This is a genomic window from Haloferax sp. ATCC BAA-644 (genome assembly GCF_000336975.1).
In the GTDB taxonomy this organism is placed as follows: Archaea; Halobacteriota; Halobacteria; order Halobacteriales; family Haloferacaceae; genus Haloferax; species Haloferax volcanii.
In genome coordinates, this window is sequence record NZ_AOLF01000013.1 from 276,755 (window position 1) to 300,393 (window position 23,639).

Sequence of the window (23,639 nt, forward strand, 5' to 3'; positions counted from 1 at the left end):
CGCCCATTCCCTAGACGGTCCGAGGATGACTGAGTACACCGACGAGGAACAACGCATTCTCGCCTATCTCCGCGACAGCGTCAGCCGCGGGGAGGGCTACTTCCGGGCGAAGAACATCGCCGAAGCCATCGGTCTCACCGCGAAGCAGGTCGGGTCCCGTCTGCCGCGGCTGGCCGAGAAGTCCGAAGACGTCGAAATCGAGAAGTGGGGACGAGCCCGCTCGACGACGTGGCGCGTCACCCGAAGCTGAGGCGATTCCACGGATTTTTACTGTGGAGGTGTGATGGTATCTCATGACCGTCCGCGTGAAACGAACGTTCGAGTTCGACGCTCCCGGCGAGCGCGTCTGGGAGTTCATCGCCGACCCGGCCAAGCGAGCGGGGGCTATCAGCGTCGTCGACCGCTTCGACGTGTCCGACGACGGCCGCCACGCGACGTGGTATCTCGAACTCCCGATTCCGCTCGTCCGTTCGACGGTGACAGTCGAGACGGAAGACATCGAAGTCGACGAGCCGACCCACGTCAAGTTCGTCGGCAAGTCGCGGGTGATGCGGGTGACGGGCGAACACACCATCGAGGAACACGACGGCGGCAGCCGCCTCATCAACGAGTTCACCGTCGACGGCCGACTGCCGGGCGTCGAGGCGTTCTTCGAGCGCAACCTCGACCGCGAACTCGACAACCTCGAAGCGGAGCTCCGACGCGAGTTCGAAGCGACCGCGTAACGCCGGCGACGACCGTCAACGCTCGGTGAGACAGGGCGAGGAACCGCGAGAGCCGTGCGCTCGCGGGGTGTGAGAGCGGCTGTTGCGGTGGCTTTATACATCGTGGCTCCTAAGCGAAAGTCGCCGACGCAATAGGCGCTTTTCTCGCCAGTCGTCGGCGACTCCACATCCGCCGCACCCGCCGCAACGTTTCGGGGTCCGTTGCGGCATCCGAAACGACGTGGCCACGTCGTTTCGCGCTCCCAAGCCCGGTGGGAGCGCACTCCCCCTCGTCTCACTTCGCCAACTGGTGACGCGAGACTCGGCGGGAGGCGCATTCGCCTCCGCCTTTTGACGACCGCTTCGCTCCGAGCCGCGGCGTCGTCGCGCCTCGGCGGCGACCCCCCGACAGTCCGAGAGCGCACGCTTCTTTCCCCCGGCCCTCGTCGGAGCCACCATGACCGAGACGATTCGAGGCGACGTGCTGCACGCCATTCCACCGGACGAACTCGACGACGAGGACCTGTCGCCCGAACTCCGGGCGCTGGCCGACTCGCGTCACGTACTCGTCGTTCGGAAGGGCGGTCATCCCTCGATGCTCGACCTCGTCTGGGCGTTCGTCCGCCGCGACCCAATCGAGGCCGTGACCGTCGTGACCGACCGCCCCGCCGAGGAGAACGAGGAAGTGGCGCTGACCGTCGAGGAGACGGGGATGCCCGGCGTCTACGTCGCGGCCGGCGCTCACGGGGAGGCTGAATCGACCGACGGACACTGAAACGGTGGACGGAAAAAGCAGGACTGCTGCGGGGCCGTGACGCGGTGACCGGCTGGACGACTTCAGTCGTCTTGCTTGGTCTTGATGTCCGCCGAGAGGCCCTGCGCCATGCGAATCTCCTTGGAGTTGTTGAGCGTCCACGCGGTGCGCTCGGTGACGGCCTCGATGATTTCGCGGGCCGAGGGGTAGCCGTTGCCGGACTTCTTCACGCCGCCGAACGGGAGGTGGACTTCCGCGCCGATACACGGGAGGTTGCCGTAGGCGAGGCCGACCTCGGCGTGGTCGCGGAAGTAGTTTATCTGGCGGTAGTCCTCGGAGATGACGGCACCGGCCAGCCCGTAGTCGGTGTCGTTCTGAATCTCGACTGCGTCCTCGATGTCGCCGGAGTACTTCAGCAGGGCGACGTGGGGGCCGAACACCTCCTCGTGGGTGCAGCGGAGGTCGTCGTGGGGGTCGGCCTCGTAGACGAACGGCCCGACCCAGTGGCCGTCTTCGTGGCCCTCGGGAATCTCGTCGGCGTCGAGCTCGGTGCGGTCGACGAGGACGTTCACGCCCTCCGTCTCCGCGAGTTCGTTGTAGTTCGTGACCTTCTCCTTGTGGCCCTCCTCGATGAGGGGCCCCATGAACGTGTCCTCGCGGAGCGGGTCGCCCACGGAGACGTTCTTCGCGTTCTCGACGAAGCGCTCCTTGAACTCGTCGTACACGTCCTCGTGGACGACGATGCGCTCGGAGGAGACACAGCGCTGGCCGGTGGTCTTGAACGACGACATCGTCGCGGAGTGGACCGCGATGTCGAGGTCCGCCTTCTCCGTGATGACGATGTTGTTCTTGCCGCCCATCTCGCACGCGGCGAGTTTGCCGGGCTGTTGGGCGACCTTGCTCGCGACCTCGTGGCCGACCTCGGCGGAGCCCGTGAACAGCACGGAGTCGACGCGCTCGTCGTCGACGATGCTCGCGCCGGCGTCACCGAAGCCCTGTACCATGTTGAACACGCCGTCGGGGATGCCGGCGTCCTCGAACATCTCGGCGATAATCTGCCCGCACCACGGCGTCTGCTCGGCGGGCTTCCAGACGACGGTGTTGCCCTCGACGAGCGCGACGGCCATGTGCCAGAAGGGGATGGCGACGGGGAAGTTCCACGGGGTGATACAGCCGACGACGCCGCGGGGCTTGCGGCGCATGTAGGCGTCCTTCGCGGGAATCTCGGAGGGGACCACGTCGCCTTTGGGGTGGCGGGCGTCGCCCGCGGCCCACTCGACCATGTGGTACGCCTCGATGACGTCGGCGCGGCCCTCGGAAATCTCTTTGCCGCACTCCTTCGTGACGACCTCCGCGAGTTCCTCCGTGCGGTCGCGCAGTTCGTGGTAGATGTCCCAGAGGTACTCCGCGCGGTCGATGTGGGAGAGTTCGCGCCACTCCTCGTACGCCTCGTCGGCCGCGGCGGCCGCCGCGTCGATGTCCTCGGGCGTGCCGCGTCGGAACGTCCCCAGCGACCCGCCCGTCGCGGGGTTCGTGCTCTCGAACGTCTCGCCGCCGGTGCCGTCCGTCCACTCGCCGTCGATGTAGTGCTGATATTCGTCCTGCGCCATATGACTCTATACTCACAACTATGATTAATAACCCCGGACCCTCCCATGGAAGGGACGCGCCCGAACCGACGCATCACCGCGACGCCGAGTGACCACAGATAACATCTTACGTAACGACGTATTACCCGGTGTATGAGCGAGCGCACGGCAGGTGAAGGCACGCGCCTTACGCTCGACCTGTGGCATCCGAACTGCTGGGCGATAGAATCGACGAGCGAACACGACGGCGGCATCCTCGCACACGCCATCTACGACGCCCCCGCCGCGGGCGTCGAGCGGTCGAACGGGTTGTTCACCGCCTACGGCGAGTCGCTCGACGAGGTCGAGACGCTCCTCGACGCCATCGCTGACTCGGAGCTCACGGGCGAGGTGTTGGAACTGCAAGAGCGGTTCGACTCCCGCGGGAAGCACGTCGCGCCCGGCCCGGTCGCCCGCGAGTTCTTCTTGGAGTACGACCCGAGCGACATGATGTGTCCGGAGCTGCTCAAGCAGGGCTTCGTCCACAGCGCCCCCACGCAGATAGAAAACGGCCGCGAGCGGTGGGAAGTCTGGTTCGCCGGCGCGCGCGAGGAGATACAGCCGCGCATCGAGACCGTCATGGACGAGACCGGAGCCGAGATTCGCGTCGCCTCCATCTCCACGTCCGAGGGCGCGGAACCGGAGCGCAGTCGGCGGCTCGACACGCTCACCCGGAGTCAGCGGGAGGCGTTCGAACTCGCGCGCGAAGAAGGCTACTACCGCTGGCCCCGCGAGGTGTCGACCCGCGAACTCGCCGCCGAGATGGACATCTCGAAGACGACGCTGCTCGAACACCTGCGCAAAGCGGAGTCGAAACTGCTCGACCCGCAGTAGCACGGGACGATTGGGTGTCTGTCCCGGCTCAGATACCGGCGACGGCGCGGAGCGCGAACAGCGCGTTCGACTTCCGCTCGCGGACGCGTCGGTAGAAGTAGGAGAACCATTTGTCCCCGTAGGGGACGTACTGCCACGTCTCGATGCCGGCGTCCGCGAGGTCGCGCTGGCCGTCCTCGCGCACGCCCATGAGCATCTGCACCTCGTAGGGCGTCCCGTACTGTTCGTGGAGGCGGCGGGCGTGTGCAATCATGTGCGGGTCGTGGCTGCCGACCGCCACCCCGTCGTCGAACTCGGTGAACATGAATTCGAGGAGGTCCCTGTACACCTCGTCCACCTTCGACTTCTCCTTGTACGCGATGGACGCCGGCTCGTTGTACGCGCCCTTGACGAGACGGACCTTGCCGGGTCCCTCCGCGAGGCGTTCGAGGTCGTCGCGCGTGCGTTTCAGGTTCGCCTGCACGCAGACGCCGACGTTCCCGCCCGTCCGGTGGCCCAAGTCGTCGACGGCGTCGAGGGTCACGTCGGTCGTCTCGTGGTCCTCCATGTCGACCCAGACGAACACGCCTTCGGCGTCCGCGGCGTCGACGATGCGGTCGAGGTTCTCCCGGAACGCGCGGTCGCTGATGTCGAGACCAATCTGCGAAGGCTTCACCGAGACGCAGCCATCGAGGTCCGTCGCGCCGAGTTGACGGACGAGGTCGACGTACGCGTCGGCGTCGGCGTCGGCGGCCGCCCGGTCGGTGTAGTGCTCGCCGAGCAGGTTCAGTATCCCCGCGATGCCGTCGCGGTTCAGCGACTCGACGTGCGAGACCGCTCCGTCGGCCGTCTCGCCCGCCACGAAGTTGTTCGCGATGGGGGGTATCACGACCCGCTATTGTGAGACACGTACCCTAAAGAGGGACCCTACCAAATCATTCTGAAAAATATTCCTGAAATAATTACGGAACGCTCGTTTCGTCCGACGGGGTCCGGGGCCCCGACCATGGACGGTCACAGGTATATTTACGATAGCTGGAGAGCAATGCTTGTTATGTCACCACACGACATGGACCGCAGAACGCTGCTGAAGCTGTCGGGGCTCTCGCTCGTCGGGGCGACCGCCGGCTGTCTCGAAGGGGAAGAAGAGACTCCCACGGCAACGACCACCGAGGAAAGCGGCGGCGGCGGTGACGGCGGCGACGAGACCACCACGACCACCGAGGAAAGCGGCGGCGACGAATCGTCGTACACCATCGGTATGGTCGACTCGCTCACCGGGTCGCTCGCGCCGTACGGCGAGCGCAACACTCGCGGCCGCGAACTCGCGCTCGCGGCCATCAACGAGGTCGGTATCGGCTCCGAAGGGGCGTCGCTGAACATCTCCGTCGAGGACGACGAGAGTACGAACCAAGGCGGGGTCAACGGCGCACAGGTGCTCGTCAACCAAGACGGCGTCCCGCTTCTCATCGGCTCCGTGGGCTCCGGCGTCTCCATCGCCATCCACGACAGCGTCACGAGAGACGCCGGCGTCGTCCAAATCAGTCAGAACAGCACGAGTCCCGAACTCACGACGCGGCCGGAGCTGCTTCGGATGAGCCCCTCCGGTTCCGCGAAGGGACAGGCGCTCGCCAGCCTCGTCAACGACGACGGCCACGACACGGTCGCCGTCACGTGGATCAACAATGACTACGGGACGGGGCTGTCCGACGTGTTCGCCGAGACGTTCGAGTCCGAGTTCGACGGTACCGTCGCCTACAACGAACCGCACGACCAGGGTCAATCGTCGTACAGCGGCATCCTCACCGAGATGGCATCGACCGACGCCTCGGCGTGGATTTTCCTCACGTACGCGAACGAGTACACGGTCATGGTCAACGAGGGCTTCGACCAGGGCTACAACACGTCCGTCGACTACTACGGCGCGGAGTCAACCGTCGCCGACTCCATCATCGAAAACACGCCCGAAGGTAGCATGGACGGGATGACGGGCATCACCGAGAGCGCCCCGCAGGACCAGGAGAACTACCAGAACTTCGTCGCCGCGTTCGAGGAGAACTACGACGGGACGCCGACGGTCTGGTCGGCGTACGCCTACGACGCCGTGACGGTCGCGGCCATCGCCATCGAGGCGGCAGACGAGTTCACCGGCGAGGCGCTCGCGTCGGTCGTCCGCGACGTGACCCGCCCCGAGGGCGAGGAGGTCTTCAACTTCGAGGAGGCCGCGGCCGTCCTCCGCGACGGCGGTTCCCCGAGCGACATCAACTATCAGGGCGTCAGCGGCCCGGTCGACCTCGACGAGAACGGCGACCCGCCGGGCTACTACCAGATTTACAGCGTCGAGGACCACGAGTACGTCTTCGGTGACTACATCACGAGCTAACTATGCACGCACGGAACGGACGGCGAACGACCCACGGGAGGGCCCCGGAGCCGTGATACCGCTCCAAATCAGCCCCTTCCAGTACGTCGCCAACGGCGTGGTGTTCTCGAGCATCATCGTCCTCGCGGCCATCGGGCTGTCGCTCGTGTACAGCATCGCGGACTTCGCGAACTTCGCCCACGGAGACCTCATGACCGTGGGGGCGTTCTCCGCGCTGTTCTCGGTCGGCTTCTTCCGACCGATGCTGGGCGACGCGGGCGTGTTCGGCCTGCCGCTTTGGTTCTTCCTCGCTCTCGCGTTCGGCATGGGTGCGGCGGCGGTCATCTCCGTCGTCACCAACCGCGTCGTCTACCGCCCGGTGAAGGACAGCGGCTCCATCGGACTTCTCATCTCCAGTATCGGCGTCGCGCTCGTCTATCGCGCGCTCGTGTTCCTGTCGTTCGGAACCGAGCCCGAGCGCTACGGCGTTCCCCGACAGGGGCCGGTTCCGTGGGTCCGCGAGACGCTCGGCATCGCGGTCACGCCGCGCAACCTCGTCGTCGTGGCGCTCACCGTCGTCCTCGTGACGGCGCTGCACCTGACGCTGACGCGGACGACCCTCGGCCGGAAGATGCGCGCGACCGCCGACAACGCGGACCTCGCGCGGGTCAGCGGCATTCGGACCAGCGAGGTCATCTTCGCCATGTGGCTCATCGGCGGCGCGCTCGCCGCGGCCGGCGGCGTCTTCCTCGGACTGGAGGAACTCGTCCGCCCGCGCATGGGCTTCGACATCCTGCTCATCGTCTTCGCCGCGGTCATCCTCGGCGGCATCGGCTCCGTCTACGGCGCGATGCTCGGCGGCCTCGTCATCGGGATGGTCCACGAACTGGTCCCGCTTTTCGACCAGTTGGGCGTCCCCTTGGTCAGCACACCGTACGCGGAGGCCGTCGCGTTCGTCATCATGGTCGTCATCCTGCTCGTTCGCCCGAGCGGAATCGCGGGTGATAGCGGATGAGCGCCGTCACCTCGTGGGTGCGTGAGACGCTCGTCCGCGACGCGACCGAGCGACGCATCTTCGCCGCGCTCGGCCTCATCACGGTGCTGCTCGTCGTCGGCGTCCTCACCGGCGTCGTCGGGCTGCGATTCCTCCTGTTCCAAATCGCGCTCGTCGGGATGTACGCCCTGCTCTCGCTCGGACTCAACGTCCAGTGGGGCTACGCCGGGCTCATCAACTTCTCCGTCGCCGCGTTCTGGGGCATCGGAGCCTACTGCGCCGCGCTGTTGACCGCGCCGAACTCCCCGCTCGGACTCGGACTCCACCCGGTGTTCGGGTTCCTCGCGGCAATCGTCGTGAGCGCGTTCGTCGCGGTGCTCATCGGTATCCCGACGCTCCGCCTGCGCGAGGACTACCTCGCCATCGCCAGCCTCGGACTGGCCGAGGTCATCCGCGCCATCATCCTCAACGAGCGGCAGTGGACCGCCGGGTCGAGCGGTATCAGCGGCATCCCGAACCTCATGTCGTGGCTCCCGCTGACCGACTCTGCGACGACGGCCGCCATCGTGGTCTTCCTCATCGCCGTCGTCTACCTGTTCCTCCGGCGCGTCCACCGGTCGCCGTGGGGGCGCGTCCTCCGGACCATACGGTCCGACGAGGACCTCGCCAAGGCGCTCGGGAAGAACACCTACCGGTTCAAGATGCAGGCGTTCGTCCTCGGCTCGGTCATCATGGCCGTCGCCGGGGCGTTCTACGCCCACCTGAACCTCTACATCGACCCCTCGGACCTCGTTCCCCTGACGACGTTCTACATCTGGATTGCCGTCATCCTCGGCGGGACCGGGTCGAACCGCGGAGCGGTCGTCGGCGCGGCCGTCGTCATCGCCATCCGAGAGGGAACCCGCTTCCTCAACGACATCGGCTTCATCCAGACGCTCGGCGTCGACTTGGCCCCGCTCCGACTGCTGTTCGTCGGCGGGCTCATCATCCTCATCATGCGGTTCCGGCAGGACGGGCTCCTGCCGCCGAAGGACGAACTCATCTGGCCGGCGGCGCGCGACGGAAGCGGTGCCGGCGGCGCGTCTCCCTCCGGTGCCGCCTCCGACGGCGGGACCTCCTCGAACGGGGGTGACGACCGATGAACGACGATGCGTACGAGGGTGCGCGCCTCGACAAGGACGACGTCGTCCTGAAGACGACCGGCTTGGAGAAAGCGTTCGGCGGCCTCGTCGCCACCGACGACGTCTCCATCGAGGTCGAACGCGGGACCATCACCGGGATGATTGGACCGAACGGCGCGGGCAAGTCCACGCTGTTCAACCTCATCTCCGGCTTCTACGAGAACGACGCCGGTCACGTCACCGTCAACGGCGAGGACGTGACCGACCTCGAACCGCACGAGCGCGCCCGAAAGGGGCTCGTTCGGACCTTCCAGACGCCCCGGCGGCTGGAGGGGATGTCCGTCCGCGAGGCGATGCTCGTCGGTCCCGGCCCGCAGAAAGGCGAGTCAATCTTCTCGCTTTTCTTCGCCGGCTCCGACGTGACAGAAGAGGAGCGGGCGAACATCGAACAGACGCGAGAGCTGCTCGAACGGTTCGAAATCGGGCATCTCATCGACCAGCCGTCGACCGACCTCTCCGGCGGGCAGATGAAGCTCGTCGAGCTCGCGCGGGCGTTCACGACGAACCCCGACATCCTGCTTTTGGACGAGCCGGTCGCCGGCGTCAATCCGACGCTCGCGAACGACATCAAGCGGTTCATCCGCGAACTCAACGAGGAGGGACAGACCTTCCTCATCATCGAACACGACATGCCGTTTATCATGGACCTCGCAGACCCCATCATCGTTCTCGACCAAGGGAAGGTGCTCATGGAGGGCTCGCCGGACGAAGTCCGCTCCGACGACCGCGTCATCGAGGCGTACCTCGGAGGGGCCGGCCCATGACCGAGCGCGCACTCAACGTGACCGGCGTCGACAGCGGCTACGGCGAGGTGCAGGTCCTCCGCGACCTGTCGCTCCACCTCGAATCGGACGAAATCGTCTGCATCATCGGGCCGAACGGCGCGGGGAAGTCAACCGTCCTCAAGACGGTGTTCGGCCTCCTCGAGCCGTGGACCGGGACGGTCGAGCTGAGCGGGCGAGATATCACCGGCGAGGAGCCGGAAGACCTCGTCCGCGTCGGGATGGGCTACGTCCCGCAGGTGGACAACGTCTTTTCGTCTCTCACCATCGACGAGAACCTCAGGATGGGCGGGGTCGCCCGCTCGGAGGGCTTGCAGGCGCGAATCGACGAACTGTACGACCAGTTCACGATTCTCGACGAGAAGCGCTCTGCGAAGGCCCGGACGCTCTCGGGCGGCCAGCGGCAGGTGCTCGCGTTCGCCCGCGCGCTCGTGATGGAGCCCGAAGTGCTCCTCATCGACGAGCCGTCGGCGGGCCTCGCGCCCAACATCGTCCAGTCGGTGTTCGAGGACGTGAAGAAGGTAAACGAACTCGGGACGGCGGTCCTGATGGTCGAGCAGAACGCCCGGGAGGGCCTCGGCATCTCCGACCGCGGCTACGTCCTCGACCAGGGGACCGTCGCTTACGAGGGCGACGCCGACGGCCTCCTCGACGACCCCGAAGTCTCGCGGCTCTACATGGGCGGCGCGGACTACGAGGGCGTCGAGGGCGAGTAACGCGCGACTCGCCCCGCGTTCGCGGCTTTTTCCGACCGCGTGCTACGCCGCGTGTTTCTCGATTTCGCCTTTGAGCGACGCGGCGTCGAAGTCGTGGTCGGGCCGGATGTTGACGAAGTCGAGGAAGTCGACGGCGTCCAACAGCGCGTCCGCGTCGTAGGAGTCGAGCGCCGCGGCGACCGCCGCCTTGGGTCCGACGAGCGGTTCGAGCGCGGCCAGCCCGCAGGCGAGGTCGTACGCGCGGGCGTCGCGCATCCCCTCGTCGTTGACGTTCGTCGCGTCGATGAAGTAGATGCCGTCCTCGCGGACGAGGACGTTCTCGGCCCGGAGGTCGCCGTGAGCGAGGTGGTTGTCGTGCATCGCCGCGAGCGCCGCGAACAGCTCGGGGGCGAGCCGTTCGACCTCCGCTCGCGGGGCGGTGTCGAGGGTGTGGAAGTTCGGCAGGTATTCGAGGACGAGCACGCCGAGGCCGTCAACCTCGAACGCCTCGACCGGCGCGGGCGCTTGCAGGCCGATGTCGCGGAGTCGCTTCGTCGCTTCGAGTTCGTGTTCGGCCATCTCCAGCGGCGTCCCGAAATGCCCGAAAAAGCCCTCCGTCCCGCTGGAGAACGCGCCGAGGTTTCGCCCGGTCGTGAAGACGGCGTGGACGAGCGAGTTCTGTTTCGAGATGACTTTCACGAACCACTCGTCGTCGACGACCATCGGGGTCGAAAGCCAGTTGTCCGCCTCGAGAAATCGGATGTGGAGGCTGTCGCGGTCGTATCGCCGGGCGAGTTCGCGGGCGACCGTCTCCAGACGCGGCCACCCGAGGCGGCCGCGGACGAGCCGACGGAGGTCCATGCACCCCCGTAAGACGAGGGGCGGCTTAACCTCGTGGGCCTACGCCGACTCCTGTCGGACCGTCAACACGGGCGCGTCGGAGCCGCGGACGACGCGCTCGGCGACGCTCCCGATGAGGTAGCGGTCGATGCCGCTGCGGCCGTGGGTTCCCATCACGACGAGGTCCACCTCCCGCTCGTCGGCGTGGCGGATAATCTCGCTCGCGGGCGTGCCCTCCGTGACGACGGTCTCGACCTCGACGCCGGCCTCGCGGGCCGCCTGAGCGACGCGGTCTAACACCTGCTCGCCGCTTTCGAGGAGCGCCTCGCGGACCCGTTCGAGCGAGAGCGCGGGCGCGGCGTAGCCGACCTCGCGCACGTCCGCGACGTAGAGCGCCACGAGCGTCGCGTCGTAGGTGCGGGCGTGTTCGATGGCGTGGTCCAAGGCGGCGTCCGCACAGTCGCTGCCGTCGGTCGGAAAGAGGATGTGGGAGTACATACGAGAACGTCGGGCCGCGGCGCAAAAAGACCCGGATGCCTATTCCCACGCGATGGGAGTACCCGATGCGGGCTGCCGCCTTCGCCGGCCGCGACGCATGTCTTTCATGGTCGTTCGATTAGTTTATGTCCGGCACGACGATAGTTGGTCGCATGGACTTCGACATCCCGGCCGAACACCGGATGATTCGGGATACCGTCCGCGAGTTCTGCGAGGAAGAAATCGCGCCCATCGCGCAGGACATCGAGGACGAACACCGGTTCCCCGCGGAGATATTCGACCAGTTGGCCGAGTTGGACGTGATGGGCGTCCCCATCGACGAGGCGTACGGCGGCCTCGGCGGCGACCAGTTGATGTACGCGCTCGTCGTGGAGGAACTCGGTCGCGTCTCGGGCGGTATCGGCCTGTCGTACGCCGCCCACGTCAGCCTCGCGTCGAAGCCTATCGAACTGTTCGGCACCGACGAGCAGAAGGAACGCTGGCTTACGCCGCTGGCGACCGGCGAGCACCTCGGCGGCTGGGCGCTCACCGAGCCCGGGTCCGGGAGCGACGCCAGCGACATGGACACGGTCGCAGAGCGGGACGGCGACGGCTACGTCATCGACGGCACGAAGCAGTTCATCACGAACGCGAACGTCGCCGGCTCGGTCCTCGTGAAGGCCGTCACGGACCCCGGCGCGGGCTACGACGGCATCTCGACGTTCATCGTCGACCCCGAGAACGACGACGGCTTCGAGGTAACGACCGAGTGGGACAAGATGGGGCTCAACTCCTCACCGACCTGCGAACTCTCCTTCGACGACTGTTGGGTGCCCGAAGACCGCCTCCTCGGCGAGGAGGGTGAAGGCTGGACGCAGACCATGAAGACGCTCGACGGCGGCCGCATCTCCATCGCGGCGCTCTCGGTCGGGCTCGCCGAGGGCGCGTACGGCCACGCCAAATCGTACGCCCAAGAGCGCGAGCAGTTCGACCGGCCGATTTCGAAGTTCGACGCCATCCGCGACAAACTCGTCTCGATGCACCGCAAGACCGAGCGGGCGCGACTGCTCACCCACAAGGCCGCGACGCGGTACGACGCCGGCGAGCGGGTGAGCCGGGAGTCCGCACTGGCGAAACTCGACGCCTCGGAGGCCGCCCGCGAGGTCGCAGAAGACGCGGTGCAGGTGCTCGGCGGCTACGGCTACACGACCGATTTCGCCCCTCAGCGGTTCTACCGCGACGCGAAGCTCATGGAAATCGGCGAGGGGACGAGCGAGATTCAACACCTCATCATCGGCCGCGAACTCGGCCTCTGAGCGGCCGTCGAAGCCGGCGGTGACTCACTCCGGCTACTCCGACTCGGTCATCGCTGACAGCCGAGCGACGTAGGAGAAACTGCGGACGTGGTCCTCTTCTGTCGGCGCGTCCTCGAAGTCGGCGGGGACGGTAAAGGAGACGACGCGCTCGCGAATCGTGTCGTGCGGCTCGTCGCCTATCCAGCCGATGTCGCGGTAGTACGACGCCATCTCCAGCGCGCCGCGACCGCCGAGTCGCTCGACGAGGTGGACACACCAGTCGAGCAGCACGCGCTCGGCCCGCGGCGTCCGCGGAATCTCGTCGAGGAACGGCTCGCCGTCCGAGGTGACAGCCGCGGTCGTCGCGAGGAGGCGCTCGTGAGCCACGTCGCTCCACGCCCGGTTCGTCGGTGCGTCGACCCAGTCGAACGACCGAGCGCCGGAGTTCCGTCTGAGTCCGGGGCCGGTCGGGCCGTCGGCGTCAGTCGGGTGACGTGACTCGCGCGGCATCTACCCCTGCGTGTGCGTCCATCCGAATTAAGCGTTCGGGCGAACGTCCGACATATGACAGCCACACGAACGTTCAATCCGAGAGAGTGGGTGAACGGTACGGTTGATAACTCCGAACGAGACTACGAGTCGAACGCTGATTTGACGGGCGTTTCACTCGGTGTGGCGTGATTTCTCTCTTCGCCCCGTGTGCTATCAACTTTGATATGTGGGGCGAATCGCTTAAGTTCCGTACCAGCTACACGTTTGATATCGCTCCGATGTGACACTCATCGGAAAGAATAGTTCCAAGAGAGTCACAGATGCGAGCCACGACCCACATATGACCGGCGTCGGGCAGTACCCACACGCGTACGCGCTGTTCGCCGCGGGCATCCTTGCGGGGGTCGTCACACTCGTTGTTCTCGGCCGGTTCCGACGCTACTCGCGGCGCGTCCGCCTCCCGTTTGCGCTGTTGACGCTCTCCGGGAGCATCTGGGCCACGGCGTACGGGTTCCTCTTCCTCCCGATGACGCCCAGCGCAGAACTGTTCTACGCGCAGTTGGCGTGGGCCGGCGCGGCCGTCATCCCCACGGTCTGGCTCGTCTTTGCGCTCGTCTACGCCGGCGAAGACCAGCTCCTCTCCACGCAGATGCTCGGCTTTCTGGCCGTCGAGCCCGCCGTCGCTATCGCCCTCAAGTTGACGAACGCCTCCCACGGGCTGCTCGGGTCGTCGGTCGGCCCCTGGCGGGCCATGCAGCCGGGCCGGTTCGCTGTCCCTGGAGCCGACTTCTTCGGCCCGCTCGGTCCGGACCTCGTCCTCGTCGCACACGTCGTTTACGGGTTCGGCGTCGCGGTCACCGGGGTGAGCGTCATCGCGAGAACGTACCTCAAAAGCTCGAACATCCACCGGCGACAGGCCGGGTTTCTCTTCGTCGCCGGGGTGATTCCGCTCGCCGCGCTCGGCGGCGAGTTCTTCTTCCCGTTCCGAATCAATCCGGTCCCCGTCTCTATCGGCGTTAGCTCGGTCGTCGTGCTCTGGGCGCTCTTCAGACACCAACTGTTCGATATCACGCCCATCGCCCGCGACGCGATTCTCTCGGAGATGCGCGACGCCGTCGTCGTCCTCGACGAACAGGACCGAATCGTCGAATCGAACGGGGCCGCCTCGGAACTGTTAGCGCGACCGGTCGCTGAGTGCGTCGGCGAGCCCGTCCTCGAAAGCGTTCGCGTGCCGTCCGAGGTTCAGGCGGTGTTAGCGGGTCGAGACAGGGCGCAAGCGGTCGTCGAAGACGACGGGACCAACCGCTATTTTGAGGTCCGTTCCGAACCGCTCGGCGACCAGACACGCGACCGGACGCGCTTGCTCGTCTTCTACGACGTGACGGAACGCCGCCGCACCGAAGCGGAGTTCCGCGCGCTCATCGAGAACTCGCGGGACGTCATCACCGTCCTCAACGAGGACGGCGAACGGACCTACACGAGTCCCTCGATGACCGAGGTGCTCGGCTATCAGACCGACGCGCTCGTCGGTGAACCGGTGCTCGACCTCGTCCACCCCGATGACAGAGACCGGGTCGCTGACTGCTTCGACGAGGTGGTCTCCGGCGACCCGCCCGTGCGCGCCGAGTTCAGAGTCCGCCACAAAAACGGTACGTGGCGGCGGTTCGAGACGGTGGGCGTCAACCTCCTCGACGACCCCGCCGTCGGCGGCGTCGTGTTGAACTCGCGGGACGTGACGAGTCGCCATCGCTACGAACAGCGCCTCCGAGTGTTGAATCGCGTCCTCCGGCACGACCTCAGAAACGACATGAACGTCATCCTCGGCCACGCCGACCTCCTCCTCGACGAACGCATCCCCGCGGAGTCGAAGGACCACGCCCGAACGATAAAGCGAAAGGCGTCGTCGCTGGTCGAACTCGGCGAGCAGACCCGGCACATCGACACGACGCTCACCCGCGGGCCGTCCGGACTCGAACCCGTCGAGGTGGTCGAGCGCATCGAGGCGCAGTTAGACGACATCGAGTCCGACTACCCCGAGGCAATCGTCCATCGGAACCTCCCCGACGAGATGTGGGTCACCGCGGACGACCTCATCGAGTCGGCAATCAAACACCTCATCGACAACGCGCTCGAACACAACGACCGCGTCATCCCGGAGGTCGGCGTCACCGTCGAGCGGAGCGCGACCTCGAACGACTACGTCGAGATTCGAATCGCCGACAACGGGCCGGGCGTCCCCGACGCCGAACTCTCCGTCCTCGAATCGGGGACCGAGACGCCGCTCCAGCACATCAGCGGACTCGGCCTCTGGCTGGTCCAGTGGATAATCGACCGCTCGAACGGTCGGCTCCGGTTCACGGAGAACGAGCCGCGGGGGTCCGTCGCCATCGTCGGCCTCCGGAGCGCCGACCGAGCAGCCTCCGCCAGCGACGGCGGCACGATAACGGGCGAGTCGGAGACGGACTGAGAGACGGGCTGAGCCGCGCAGTAATCGAGTCGCATACTCGGCGTGTCAAAGGCGGAACGCGAGAACGAGACAACGAGCGGACCCGAGAGCCGAGCGTGTTCAGGTCGCGTTTCGGTCCCGGAGCCGCACCGCGAGCCTGTGTGCGCCCGCGGCCGCGGCGGTCGTCGGGTCGTCGGGGACGACCACGTCTACGGGACGGTCGAACTCCGCGGCGAGGCGTGACTCGAGTTCTGCGACCAAGCCGGGGATGCACGCCATCCCGCCGGTGACGACCAGCGGGCGTGCGCGAGCGAGCTGATAGGTCTTCATGTGCGAACTCGCCAGCCGCGAGAAGAAGTCGCCGAGTTGGGCGACCGCGTCGTCGAGATAGTCGTCCAGCGGCTCCATCACGCCCCGTTCGACGGTGAACTCGCGGACGCCGTCGCCGCCGTCTCCGTCCCCGCGTTCGACCGCGTCGGTGAAGGGTTCGAACCCGTCGAAGTCGGCGTGCGTTTCCTTGTACTCGCGGGCGGTGTCGGGGTCGATAGTCGCGCGCCCGTCGGTCTCGGCTTCGACCGCCTCGGCGATGCGCCGGTCGACGCGGTCGCCGGACACCTCTGCGGAGACGAACGGGAGCAACCGCGTTCCGTGTCGGTACGCGCACGCTTCGAGGTTCGTCGCGCCGAGGTCGAGGGCGACGAACACCTCGCTGACCGCCTCGATTCCGTCGCCGAGCGCCGGAATCGACGCGCACAGCGATTCCGGGAGCCCTCGCGTGAGCGCCCCCCCGATGCCGCACTCACCGACTGCGGTGCCGAAGTTCGCGAGGCCGACCTTGTCGTCGACGGTCGGCATCGCGTAGACGACGGCGCTTTCGGCGGGGAGGTCGTGTCGCTCGCAGAGTTCGCGGACGAACCGCTCGAACAACTCGGCGTCGCGGGCGGTCGCGGGCACGCCCGAGCGAAGCATGAACTCCGCTCGGTCAGCGGACCGCCGGACCGCCTCCTCGTCGTCGCGGACGCGTTCGTCGCCGGGGAGCGCGTCTTCGCCGTCGACCAGACACGAAGGGACCTGAACGGTCGTCGCCGCGTCGCCGTCGTCGAAGACGAGCGTCGTTCGGGCGCTCCCGAACTTGACGCCGACGGCGGTCGGAGCGTCGCGCTCGACGGACTCGGGCGTCGCGTCAGTGCCGTTGGCCGTGGCTGCGTCGTTCGTCATACGGTATCAACTCGATTCGGACTCGGCGGGGTGGTTCGCGCAGTCATGGGATACATTCAGTCGTCGGAAGGAGAGACCGTGTTCGAGACCCGGCGGTCGGCGTCACACCATCGAGGAGAGGCGGGCGACGTAGACCAGGCTCAGCAGGTGGTCGTCGACGTCGAGGTCGGTCGGTTCGTCGACGTCGGCGGAGAAGCCGAGGAGATAATCCCGGAGCGTCTCCTCGACGTCCGGCGTGACCCAGCCGACCGTCTGGTAGTACCGGAGGGCGTCCATCGCCCGCTTGAACCCGCTTTTGAGGACGAGGAACTCCAGCCAGTCGAAGACGACGCGCTCCGCGCCGTACTTGTCCGGCAGCGAGCGGAGATACGGCTTTTCGACGCCGTCTTCCTCGCCGCGGGACTGGTGGACGAGCAGGTGTTCGAGTTGGCTCGACCGGAGCGCCTCGGACGCCTCCTGTCGGCTCCGGTCGAAAAGCGGGTTATCGAACCGGAACGGCCCGCGGTCGTCGAATCGGCCGTCGTCGAATCGGCCGTCATCGAATCTACCGTCGCCGTTCCGTCTGGCTCGTGGTGCGTCACGCGCGATACGTCGAAGTTCGTCTGGGTCGTATTCGTCCGGGTCCAGGTACATGGGTCACCTCGTTCAGGACGGCACGAATCCCCTGAGTCCCCCGACTCGGGGCGGCGGAGCGCGCAGCGCGCTGTCCGCGATGTCACACGCGATATCGTACCGTGTCGGTGAAAGCATTCGAAGGAGGCGACATAAATCTATTCGAGACATTATCACTCGTGATATCGAACTGGGCGGGCGCTCGGACTCGGTCGTCGTCATTCGACAGTCGGTGTCGCCGGTGTCGCCGGTGTCCGGGCGACGAGTGCGGGTCCGTTTCCGACACCGTCGCACCGAGACCGAGAGACAAGGAGCCGAGCCGCTCAGAGAACGTGGGTGCCGCTCTTCGCGCTTCGCACGCGGAGGTCGCCGGTCTCGCTGTCGAGTTCCAGCGAACGGCCGTGAGAGCCGCCGACGTCCTCGGCGACGACGTCGATGCCGAACCCGTCGAGCGTCGTTCGCGTCGCGGCGACGTTTCGGTCGCCGATACTGCCGTCGCCGTCGGCCGAGGTGAAGTCGAACATGGTGCTTCCCCCGGCGATTTTGGCGACGATTCGGTCGGTGTCCGCGCCGACCGCCTGCATCTCTGCGAGCAGGAGTTCGACGCCGGTGTCGACGAACTTCGCCGGTTCGCTGCCGTCGTCCGCCTCCGGAAGCATCGCGTGTGCGAGCCCCGAGACGCCGGTCTCGGGGTCGTACAGCGCGACGCCGATACAGGAACCGAGACCGCTCGTCGTCAGCGTGCTCTCGTCGCTGGAGACGGCGAAATCTGCGATTCCGACCTTGATTCGGCCGGAGCGGGCCGCGGGCGTGTCCGTGGTGTAAACTTGCATTGAGATTCCTCTACGGAGGGGTCACACGGCGGGCGAGAGTTGCTTGAGCGCCTTGCGCAGCTCCGTCTCGTCGGGGAGCGCGTAGATATCGCAGGTGAACTCGTCGTCGTCCGTTCGAATAGTCGAGTCGATGAGGAACGCGTACTCTTGGGACTGCGCGAGGTCGGTCGCGAGCGGGTCGATGATGGCCGACCCGATGTCGTGGACGTGCTTCGGCGGCGAGATGTCGATGGTCGTTTCGAGCGCGTTCGCCCAGCCGTCGAGGAAGCCGGAGGTCGTGATGTTCCCGATTTCCTGAATCGCGCTCTGGCGCATCGCCTCGTCGCCCTCCATGCCCGGGAGGAGGCTACTGGCGATGTTCTCGGCCGACGGCTCGTCGAAGAGGATGGCGATGTAGCCGCTCGGCGTCCCGCTGAACTCCAAGACGACGCCGCGGCGGACCGCGTCGGTCAGCGACATCGGCACGCCCTCGATGGGGACGAAACTCAGCCGACTCACCTCGACGGTCGTGTCGATGCCCGTCATCGCGGTGATGTCCTCGGACGCCTGGGTCGCGCCGTCGTTTATCATCTCGGAGAAGGCGGCGAACGACTCGACCGGGAGCGCGCCGTCGTCGCCGCTCGCCTCGACGATGGTCCCGATGGACGCCGCGGTCGGCACCATGTACAGGTCGAACTCGATGGCGTTGTCCGCGGCCTCCAACTGGTTTCGGAAGACGAGAACGTGCTCGTCGTCGCCGCCGTTTTCGAACCCCTCGGCGTCGACGCGGTCGAGCGGGCCGTCGTTCTCGTCGTCGACGTAGGTCGGCGTCGTGATGTCGACGGTGGTGTCGAGGTAGTCGGCCCAGCCGTCGATGAAGCCGCCGAGCATGATGTTCGCGACCTCTTTGAGGCTACTCTCAGCGAGTTCGCCGTCGGCGTCGGTGGCGTCGATGCCCGGCATCAACGCGTCGACTAACCGCTCGGCGGACTCGGGCGAGAACGCCAACACGGTGTGGCCGTCTAAGCCGCCCGAAAAGCCGATGTGGACGCTCACGAGGTCGCGCTCGGCGAACTCGTTTTCCACGTCCGACTTCGTCCCGAGTTCGACCTTGGTGACGTTGACGTACGTGTCGATGCCCGCGAGCGTGGTCAGCGAACCGGCGGCTTTCTCCGCGCCCGAGTGGGCGAGCCGACTGAACGTGCGGAGCGACCGGACGTCGAGATTCATGCCTCTGCCTGAATCACGTCGGCGATAGCCTGGAGCACGTTCGGCTTCTGGAACGGCTTCGTGATGTAGCCGTCCGCCCCCGCCTCGACCGCTTCGCGCATCTTTTCTTCCTGTCCGACCGACGTGCACATGATAACCGATGCGCCGGCGTCGAGCGACTTGATCTCGGACGTCGCTTCGATGCCGTTTCGAATCGGCATCACGACGTCCATCGTGACGACATCGGGTTCGAGTTCGCGGTAGAGTTCCACCGCTTCGACCCCGTTTTCGGCCTCGCCGACGACTTCGTGTTCACCCTCGAGGAGCTGTTTGAGGAGATTCCGCATGAACGCGGAGTCGTCCACGACCAGTACCTTGCTTGCCATACCTCCAGATTTCCGAAAATCACACCATAAACCCTTCCTCCCCATTATCAAGGCTGATATGGTGTGTCGAGGGCGAATCACCCGCGTCACGTCGTGCAGACCGCAGCTATCGGGTTCCAACGCCCACCCGGGCCGCGTCACCGACGCATCAGCGTCGGCGCGGCGGGAACGACGCGCCGGTGTCTTCGACGGCGTCGAGGAGGTCGCCGATGCTGTCGTCTCGGTCGAGTCCGTTGGCGGTCGCGAGCGCCTCGACGGCACGAACGGGATAGGTAACCCGCACCTCCGAGGCTAAAAGCAGGATGCCGAGCACCTCGTCGCGCGGGGTGTCGGCGTTGCCGACGGCGTCGGCGTACCACGAGAGAAACGAGTTGACGACCTCGGTCACGTCGTCGGAGACGGTCTCGTGGCGAGCGACGTTGCCGTCGACGAGCGCGGTGGTGACGAGCGCGTGGTCCGCGCGGACCGCTCCGACGCGCTCTGCGAGCAGGCGTCGAGCGAGCACGGCCCGTTTTTTCGGGTCTTTCGGGAGGACGAGTTCGGGAGCCGCGGCGTCCTCGTCGCCCTCGCCGGAGGCCTCCGTATCGGGCCCTGTGGTCTCACCCGAATCGGAGGGCTGGCTCTCGTCGCCTGCCGCGTCGGCGGCCGGCGGCTTGGCCTCCCCGGTCGAGATGACGTACCGGCCCGTGTCGAGCGCCGCGACGTGCTCGTCGCGGCTGATATCGAGTTCGTCCGTCCCGACGACCCCCTGTTCCCGCGGGTGATTGGGGGGACGTTCGTCCTCGTCGTCCATCGACGAATGCTCGGTGCCGTGGCATATAATCCCATCGTCACCGTCCGTGGCGGACTCACTACTACGACTGAGAACGTGGCAGATAGCCAACCAACACATTGACAAGCCGCGCGTCCTGATAAATCTCCATCTATGGAGTCTGACAGGACCCTCTCCGCACTGGGAAACGAATACAACCCTGACATCCTCCGTGCCGCGGACGAACCCCACTCGGCACAGGAGTTCAGCGAGATGTTGGACATCCCCATCGCGACCTGTTATCGCCGGATCGAGGAGTTGACGGCGGCGGGCCTCCTCGAACTGCACGACCGGGTTCTCTCCGACGAGCACCGACGAACGAACGTCTACCGCCGTGAAGTCGACGAAATCGTCGTTCGGTTCGAGGGCGACGACTACACGGTCAGCGTGACCGAACGCCCGGAGGTGAAGAACAAACTCGACGACGTGTGGCGGAAGATTACGCAGGACTGAACCGCTCCGACTCCGGACTCTTTTCTTACGTTTTCTGAGACGAGTGCTCGCTGATCGCCCGCGTGAGCGTGCGGAGAATTTTACGTATTGACGCACCGACCCATTGGTATCAGTCTTGATAGTGAGGGCCGTAGCGTTATGTAGGACCTCTCCAAGTTGACGAGTGACGGTTCCCCGCTCCCCACCGAGTGTGGGACCAAACCCACGAAATCTATGTTCGAAAACATCAACGAAGACCGGGGTCAGGTCGGTATCGGGACCCTCATCGTCTTCATCGCGATGGTTCTGGTCGCCGCAATCGCGGCGGGCGTCCTCGTGAACACGGCTGGCTTCCTGCAAGCCACCGCCGAGGACGCCGGACAGCAATCTGTGAACAAGGTCACCAACCGCGTCGACGTCGTCAACGCCCACGGCTTGGTTAACAAGACCGGTGAGGAACGCACCGTCGACCAGGTCTTCCTGACGGTTCGCCTCGCGGCCGGTTCGGGGAGTGTCTCTCTCGAAGACACGACGGTCAAGTACCTGAGTGAGACGACCGCGCGGACGCTCACCTACAACGACACCGTCACCGGCGCCGACACGGCAGACCCGGCTAACCTGACGACCGGGAACAACTTCACCGCGGGCGTCCTCGAAGACGGCGACGGCTCGTTCGAGGTTCTCAACGAGCAGTCCGACCGCGCGGAGATCGTCATCAACACCTCTACGGTCGAAGGTGACGCCGCGAACGGGACGGCCACGGGCCAGACCGTCAAGCTCGACATCACCAGCCGCAACGGTGGCACGACGCAGGTCATCCTGACGATGCCCCAGCAGCTCGCCGGCAAGGACGACAACGACCCCATCGCACTCTGAGGAGATTCAAATGTTCAACAACATCACTGACGACGACCGCGGTCAGGTCGGTATCGGGACCCTCATCGTCTTCATCGCGATGGTTCTGGTCGCCGCAATCGCGGCGGGCGTCCTCGTGAACACGGCCGGCTTCCTGCAAGCCACCGCCGAAGACGCCGGAGAGCAGTCCGTGAACAAGGTCACCAACCGCGTCGAAGTCCTCAACACGCACGGGACGGTCGGCAACGAAGACATCGACAACATCACGCTCACCGTTCGTCTCGCCGCCGGTTCCGACGCGGTGGACATGAACGAGACCTCGATTAAGTACCTCAGCGGCGACAGCGTCGTCACCCTGACCAACCAGACGGTGACGACCGGCGCGAACTCCGCGACGAACGACTCCGCGGAAGGCGTCGCAGACAGCGACGAGTTCGGTCTCGCCGAGGTCACCGACGACGACGGCTCGTTCGGCGTCCTCAACAGCATGAACGACCGTTACGAGGTCACCATCGACACGGCCGCAATCGAAGATAGCAACGGTGACGACACCGACCTCGTCGGTGGTCTCTCGACGGGCGAGCAGGTCACCCTCGAAATCACCTCTCGCACGGGCGGGACGACGCAGGTCATCCTGACGATGCCCCAGCAGCTCGCCGGCAAGACGCAGGGCGAACCCGTCGAACTGTAACCCGGCACCGAAACTTTCCTTTCATTTTATCGACGCCGACTGCCGAGCGGCAGCGCTGTCGTTTGTTCGGAGTCCACGGCTCACAGCGCGACTCGCCCGAGTGACGCTGTCGGTCGCGGCGCTCACGTGACGGGCAACGCCGCAGCCGAGTCGCGACGATGAGCCGAGACGAACTGCACGGAGACAGGAGCTGGTGAGACGAACACGAACAAATCGACGAGTCGGGCGCGTTCTCGTGTGCGAGCGAGTCGAAAGAGCCCGGCGGCGAAAACAGGAAGAGCGCAGCGAGACCGGGGCCACCGGCCTTCAGGACCGACCCGTTACTCGGTCTCTTCGCCGAACCACGGCGGCGACTCCCCGACCATGGAGAACCCGGCCGCCTGCTCGTATATCTTGATACCTCCCTGTGCGATTTCCAGCGGGAACATGGAGTTCTTGATGCTCTGCTTGCGCATTTTCGCGACCCAGATGTAGCGGTTGCTCGTCGCGCCCGCGGGACTCTGGATGAGGTAGATGTTCCCGTCGGTCAGGAAGTTCTCGAGGCCGATGTCGGTCTCGGGGAAGATGGCCGACTGCTCGGTCGTCAGAAGCGAGGTGAGACCGCTGTCTTTCAGGATGTCGATGAACTTCAACAGATACTGACGCTGTTCTTTCTCGTCGTCGAAAAATAGCTGGAACATCGTCAGCGAGTCGAGGACGAGCCGGTCGTAGTTGGTGTCCTGGAGGTCGCCGAGGATGCGGTCGAGCGTCGTCGAGAAGTCGCCGTCGCGGAGGAGCGTCCGCTTGTCGTAGACCTTGATCTCGCCGGACTCGACGTACTCGTGCCAGCGGTCGAAGCCGATAGACTCGGCCGCCTCGCGGATGTCGTCTTCCGTCTCTTCGAAGGTGAGATACAGGCCGCCCTCATCGAACTGGTCGACGCCGTTGTAGAGATACTGGAGGCCGAGGATGCTCTTCCCTGTCCCCGGGTTGCCGCTGATGAGCACCGCGGCGTTCTTGACGATACCGCCGTTCAGGATGGAATCGAGTCCTTCGACACCGGTCTTGACTAGTTCTGTCATGGTTGTGTTGAAACGGGTGTTGGCTGTCGGAGGAACGTCCGTGCCGACGCCGGATAATTCTTCTTACCGCCGCTACGCCGTCGTCTGAC

26 protein-coding genes are annotated in these 23,639 nt (G+C 65.8%); 14 read left to right on the top strand and 12 right to left on the bottom strand.

Annotated features, from left to right (window positions below; genetic code table 11):
* Positions 1–25: 25 nt before the first annotated feature.
* From C458_RS05170 to C458_RS05180, 3 genes are all read left to right on the top strand, one after another.
* Complete coding sequence (locus C458_RS05170) at positions 26–250, top strand: hypothetical protein (RefSeq protein ID WP_004043755.1); 225 nt, start codon at positions 26–28, stop codon at positions 248–250.
* 43 nt (positions 251–293) lie between these two features.
* Positions 294–725, top strand: a complete 432-nt coding sequence (locus tag C458_RS05175; RefSeq protein WP_008573819.1) for an SRPBCC family protein — start codon at positions 294–296, stop codon at positions 723–725.
* A 436-nt stretch (positions 726–1,161) separates the two neighbouring features.
* On the top strand, positions 1,162–1,479 hold the full coding sequence (locus C458_RS05180) for a hypothetical protein (RefSeq protein WP_008573821.1): 318 nt from the start codon (positions 1,162–1,164) through the stop codon (positions 1,477–1,479).
* A 62-nt stretch (positions 1,480–1,541) separates the two neighbouring features.
* Here the strand turns inward: C458_RS05180 and C458_RS05185 are convergent, their stop codons facing one another.
* A complete protein-coding gene (locus C458_RS05185) occupies positions 1,542–3,068 on the bottom strand; it encodes an aldehyde dehydrogenase family protein (RefSeq protein ID WP_008573823.1) in 1,527 nt (508 codons plus the stop codon).
* A gap of 132 nt (positions 3,069–3,200) precedes the next feature.
* Here C458_RS05185 and C458_RS05190 point away from each other — a divergent pair, with 132 nt between their 5' ends.
* The gene (locus C458_RS05190; RefSeq protein ID WP_008573826.1) at positions 3,201–3,920 is read left to right on the top strand and encodes a helix-turn-helix domain-containing protein; all 720 of its coding nucleotides are present in this window, start codon (positions 3,201–3,203) and stop codon (positions 3,918–3,920) included.
* 28 nt (positions 3,921–3,948) lie between these two features.
* On the opposite strand, the gene C458_RS05195 is transcribed toward C458_RS05190, so the two are convergent.
* Positions 3,949–4,788 carry a proline dehydrogenase family protein gene (locus C458_RS05195; protein WP_008573828.1) on the bottom strand — a complete coding sequence of 280 codons (840 nt, stop codon included), beginning with the start codon at positions 4,786–4,788 and terminating at the stop codon, positions 3,949–3,951.
* Positions 4,789–4,968: 180 nt separating this feature from the next.
* Here C458_RS05195 and C458_RS05200 point away from each other — a divergent pair, with 180 nt between their 5' ends.
* Genes C458_RS05200 through C458_RS05220 form a run of 5 tightly spaced genes read left to right on the top strand, consistent with a single transcriptional unit; the run spans position 4,969 to position 9,934 of the window.
* Positions 4,969–6,282: an ABC transporter substrate-binding protein gene (locus tag C458_RS05200; RefSeq protein WP_008573830.1), complete on the top strand. Its 1,314-nt coding sequence runs from the start codon at positions 4,969–4,971 to the stop codon at positions 6,280–6,282.
* Positions 6,283–6,334: 52 nt separating this feature from the next.
* Positions 6,335–7,276, top strand: a complete 942-nt coding sequence (locus C458_RS05205; protein ID WP_008573832.1) for a branched-chain amino acid ABC transporter permease — start codon at positions 6,335–6,337, stop codon at positions 7,274–7,276.
* Entirely contained in the window at positions 7,273–8,397 is a 1,125-nt protein-coding gene (locus C458_RS05210) for a branched-chain amino acid ABC transporter permease (RefSeq protein ID WP_008573834.1), read from the top strand. Before C458_RS05205 ends, C458_RS05210 begins: the two co-directional genes overlap by 4 nt.
* Positions 8,394–9,200 (top strand): ABC transporter ATP-binding protein, encoded by an 807-nt coding sequence (locus C458_RS05215; protein ID WP_008573836.1) that lies wholly within the window; start codon positions 8,394–8,396, stop codon positions 9,198–9,200. The genes C458_RS05210 and C458_RS05215 overlap by 4 nt, the downstream gene beginning before the upstream one ends.
* A complete protein-coding gene (locus C458_RS05220; RefSeq protein ID WP_008573838.1) occupies positions 9,197–9,934 on the top strand; it encodes an ABC transporter ATP-binding protein in 738 nt (245 codons plus the stop codon). Before C458_RS05215 ends, C458_RS05220 begins: the two co-directional genes overlap by 4 nt.
* Positions 9,935–9,976: 42 nt before the next feature.
* On the opposite strand, the gene C458_RS05225 is transcribed toward C458_RS05220, so the two are convergent.
* Positions 9,977–10,774 carry an RIO1 family regulatory kinase/ATPase gene (locus tag C458_RS05225; protein ID WP_008573840.1) on the bottom strand — a complete coding sequence of 266 codons (798 nt, stop codon included), beginning with the start codon at positions 10,772–10,774 and terminating at the stop codon, positions 9,977–9,979.
* 39 nt (positions 10,775–10,813) lie between these two features.
* Positions 10,814–11,251 carry a universal stress protein gene (locus C458_RS05230; RefSeq protein ID WP_008573842.1) on the bottom strand — a complete coding sequence of 146 codons (438 nt, stop codon included), beginning with the start codon at positions 11,249–11,251 and terminating at the stop codon, positions 10,814–10,816.
* A gap of 152 nt (positions 11,252–11,403) precedes the next feature.
* On the opposite strand from C458_RS05230, the gene C458_RS05235 reads away from it, so the two are divergent.
* Complete coding sequence (locus C458_RS05235; RefSeq protein WP_008573844.1) at positions 11,404–12,546, top strand: acyl-CoA dehydrogenase family protein; 1,143 nt, start codon at positions 11,404–11,406, stop codon at positions 12,544–12,546.
* 33 nt (positions 12,547–12,579) lie between these two features.
* Here the strand turns inward: C458_RS05235 and C458_RS05240 are convergent, their stop codons facing one another.
* Positions 12,580–13,035, bottom strand: a complete 456-nt coding sequence (locus C458_RS05240) for a FlaD/FlaE family flagellar protein (protein ID WP_008573846.1) — start codon at positions 13,033–13,035, stop codon at positions 12,580–12,582.
* A 322-nt stretch (positions 13,036–13,357) separates the two neighbouring features.
* On the opposite strand from C458_RS05240, the gene C458_RS05245 reads away from it, so the two are divergent.
* Positions 13,358–15,484 (top strand): histidine kinase N-terminal 7TM domain-containing protein, encoded by a 2,127-nt coding sequence (locus C458_RS05245; RefSeq protein ID WP_008573848.1) that lies wholly within the window; start codon positions 13,358–13,360, stop codon positions 15,482–15,484.
* 99 nt (positions 15,485–15,583) lie between these two features.
* On the opposite strand, the gene C458_RS05250 is transcribed toward C458_RS05245, so the two are convergent.
* From C458_RS05250 to C458_RS05275, 6 genes are all read right to left on the bottom strand, one after another.
* The gene (locus tag C458_RS05250; RefSeq protein WP_008573849.1) at positions 15,584–16,681 is read right to left on the bottom strand and encodes a hypothetical protein; all 1,098 of its coding nucleotides are present in this window, start codon (positions 16,679–16,681) and stop codon (positions 15,584–15,586) included.
* A 102-nt stretch (positions 16,682–16,783) separates the two neighbouring features.
* On the bottom strand, positions 16,784–17,314 hold the full coding sequence (locus C458_RS05255) for a FlaD/FlaE family flagellar protein (protein ID WP_004043738.1): 531 nt from the start codon (positions 17,312–17,314) through the stop codon (positions 16,784–16,786).
* Between the two features lie 302 nt (positions 17,315–17,616).
* Complete coding sequence (locus tag C458_RS05260; protein ID WP_008573854.1) at positions 17,617–18,126, bottom strand: chemotaxis protein CheD; 510 nt, start codon at positions 18,124–18,126, stop codon at positions 17,617–17,619.
* A gap of 21 nt (positions 18,127–18,147) precedes the next feature.
* Positions 18,148–19,335 carry a chemotaxis protein CheC gene (locus C458_RS05265; protein WP_008573856.1) on the bottom strand — a complete coding sequence of 396 codons (1,188 nt, stop codon included), beginning with the start codon at positions 19,333–19,335 and terminating at the stop codon, positions 18,148–18,150.
* Positions 19,332–19,700, bottom strand: a complete 369-nt coding sequence (gene cheY / locus C458_RS05270) for a chemotaxis protein CheY (protein ID WP_004043735.1) — start codon at positions 19,698–19,700, stop codon at positions 19,332–19,334. The genes C458_RS05265 and cheY overlap by 4 nt, the downstream gene beginning before the upstream one ends.
* Before the next feature lie 148 nt (positions 19,701–19,848).
* Entirely contained in the window at positions 19,849–20,493 is a 645-nt protein-coding gene (locus tag C458_RS05275) for a hypothetical protein (protein WP_008573859.1), read from the bottom strand.
* A gap of 132 nt (positions 20,494–20,625) precedes the next feature.
* Between C458_RS05275 and C458_RS05280 the strand changes: the two genes are divergently transcribed.
* From C458_RS05280 to flgA2, 3 genes are all read left to right on the top strand, one after another.
* Positions 20,626–20,964 carry a helix-turn-helix domain-containing protein gene (locus C458_RS05280; protein WP_004043733.1) on the top strand — a complete coding sequence of 113 codons (339 nt, stop codon included), beginning with the start codon at positions 20,626–20,628 and terminating at the stop codon, positions 20,962–20,964.
* Between the two features lie 213 nt (positions 20,965–21,177).
* A complete protein-coding gene (flgA1, locus tag C458_RS05285; protein ID WP_008573860.1) occupies positions 21,178–21,819 on the top strand; it encodes a flagellin A1 in 642 nt (213 codons plus the stop codon).
* Between the two features lie 10 nt (positions 21,820–21,829).
* Positions 21,830–22,489 (top strand): flagellin A2, encoded by a 660-nt coding sequence (flgA2, locus tag C458_RS05290; RefSeq protein ID WP_008573861.1) that lies wholly within the window; start codon positions 21,830–21,832, stop codon positions 22,487–22,489.
* Between the two features lie 320 nt (positions 22,490–22,809).
* Here flgA2 and C458_RS05295 read toward each other — a convergent pair whose 3' ends face one another.
* Positions 22,810–23,550 (bottom strand): ATPase domain-containing protein, encoded by a 741-nt coding sequence (locus C458_RS05295; protein ID WP_004063737.1) that lies wholly within the window; start codon positions 23,548–23,550, stop codon positions 22,810–22,812.
* Positions 23,551–23,639 lie beyond the last annotated feature (89 nt).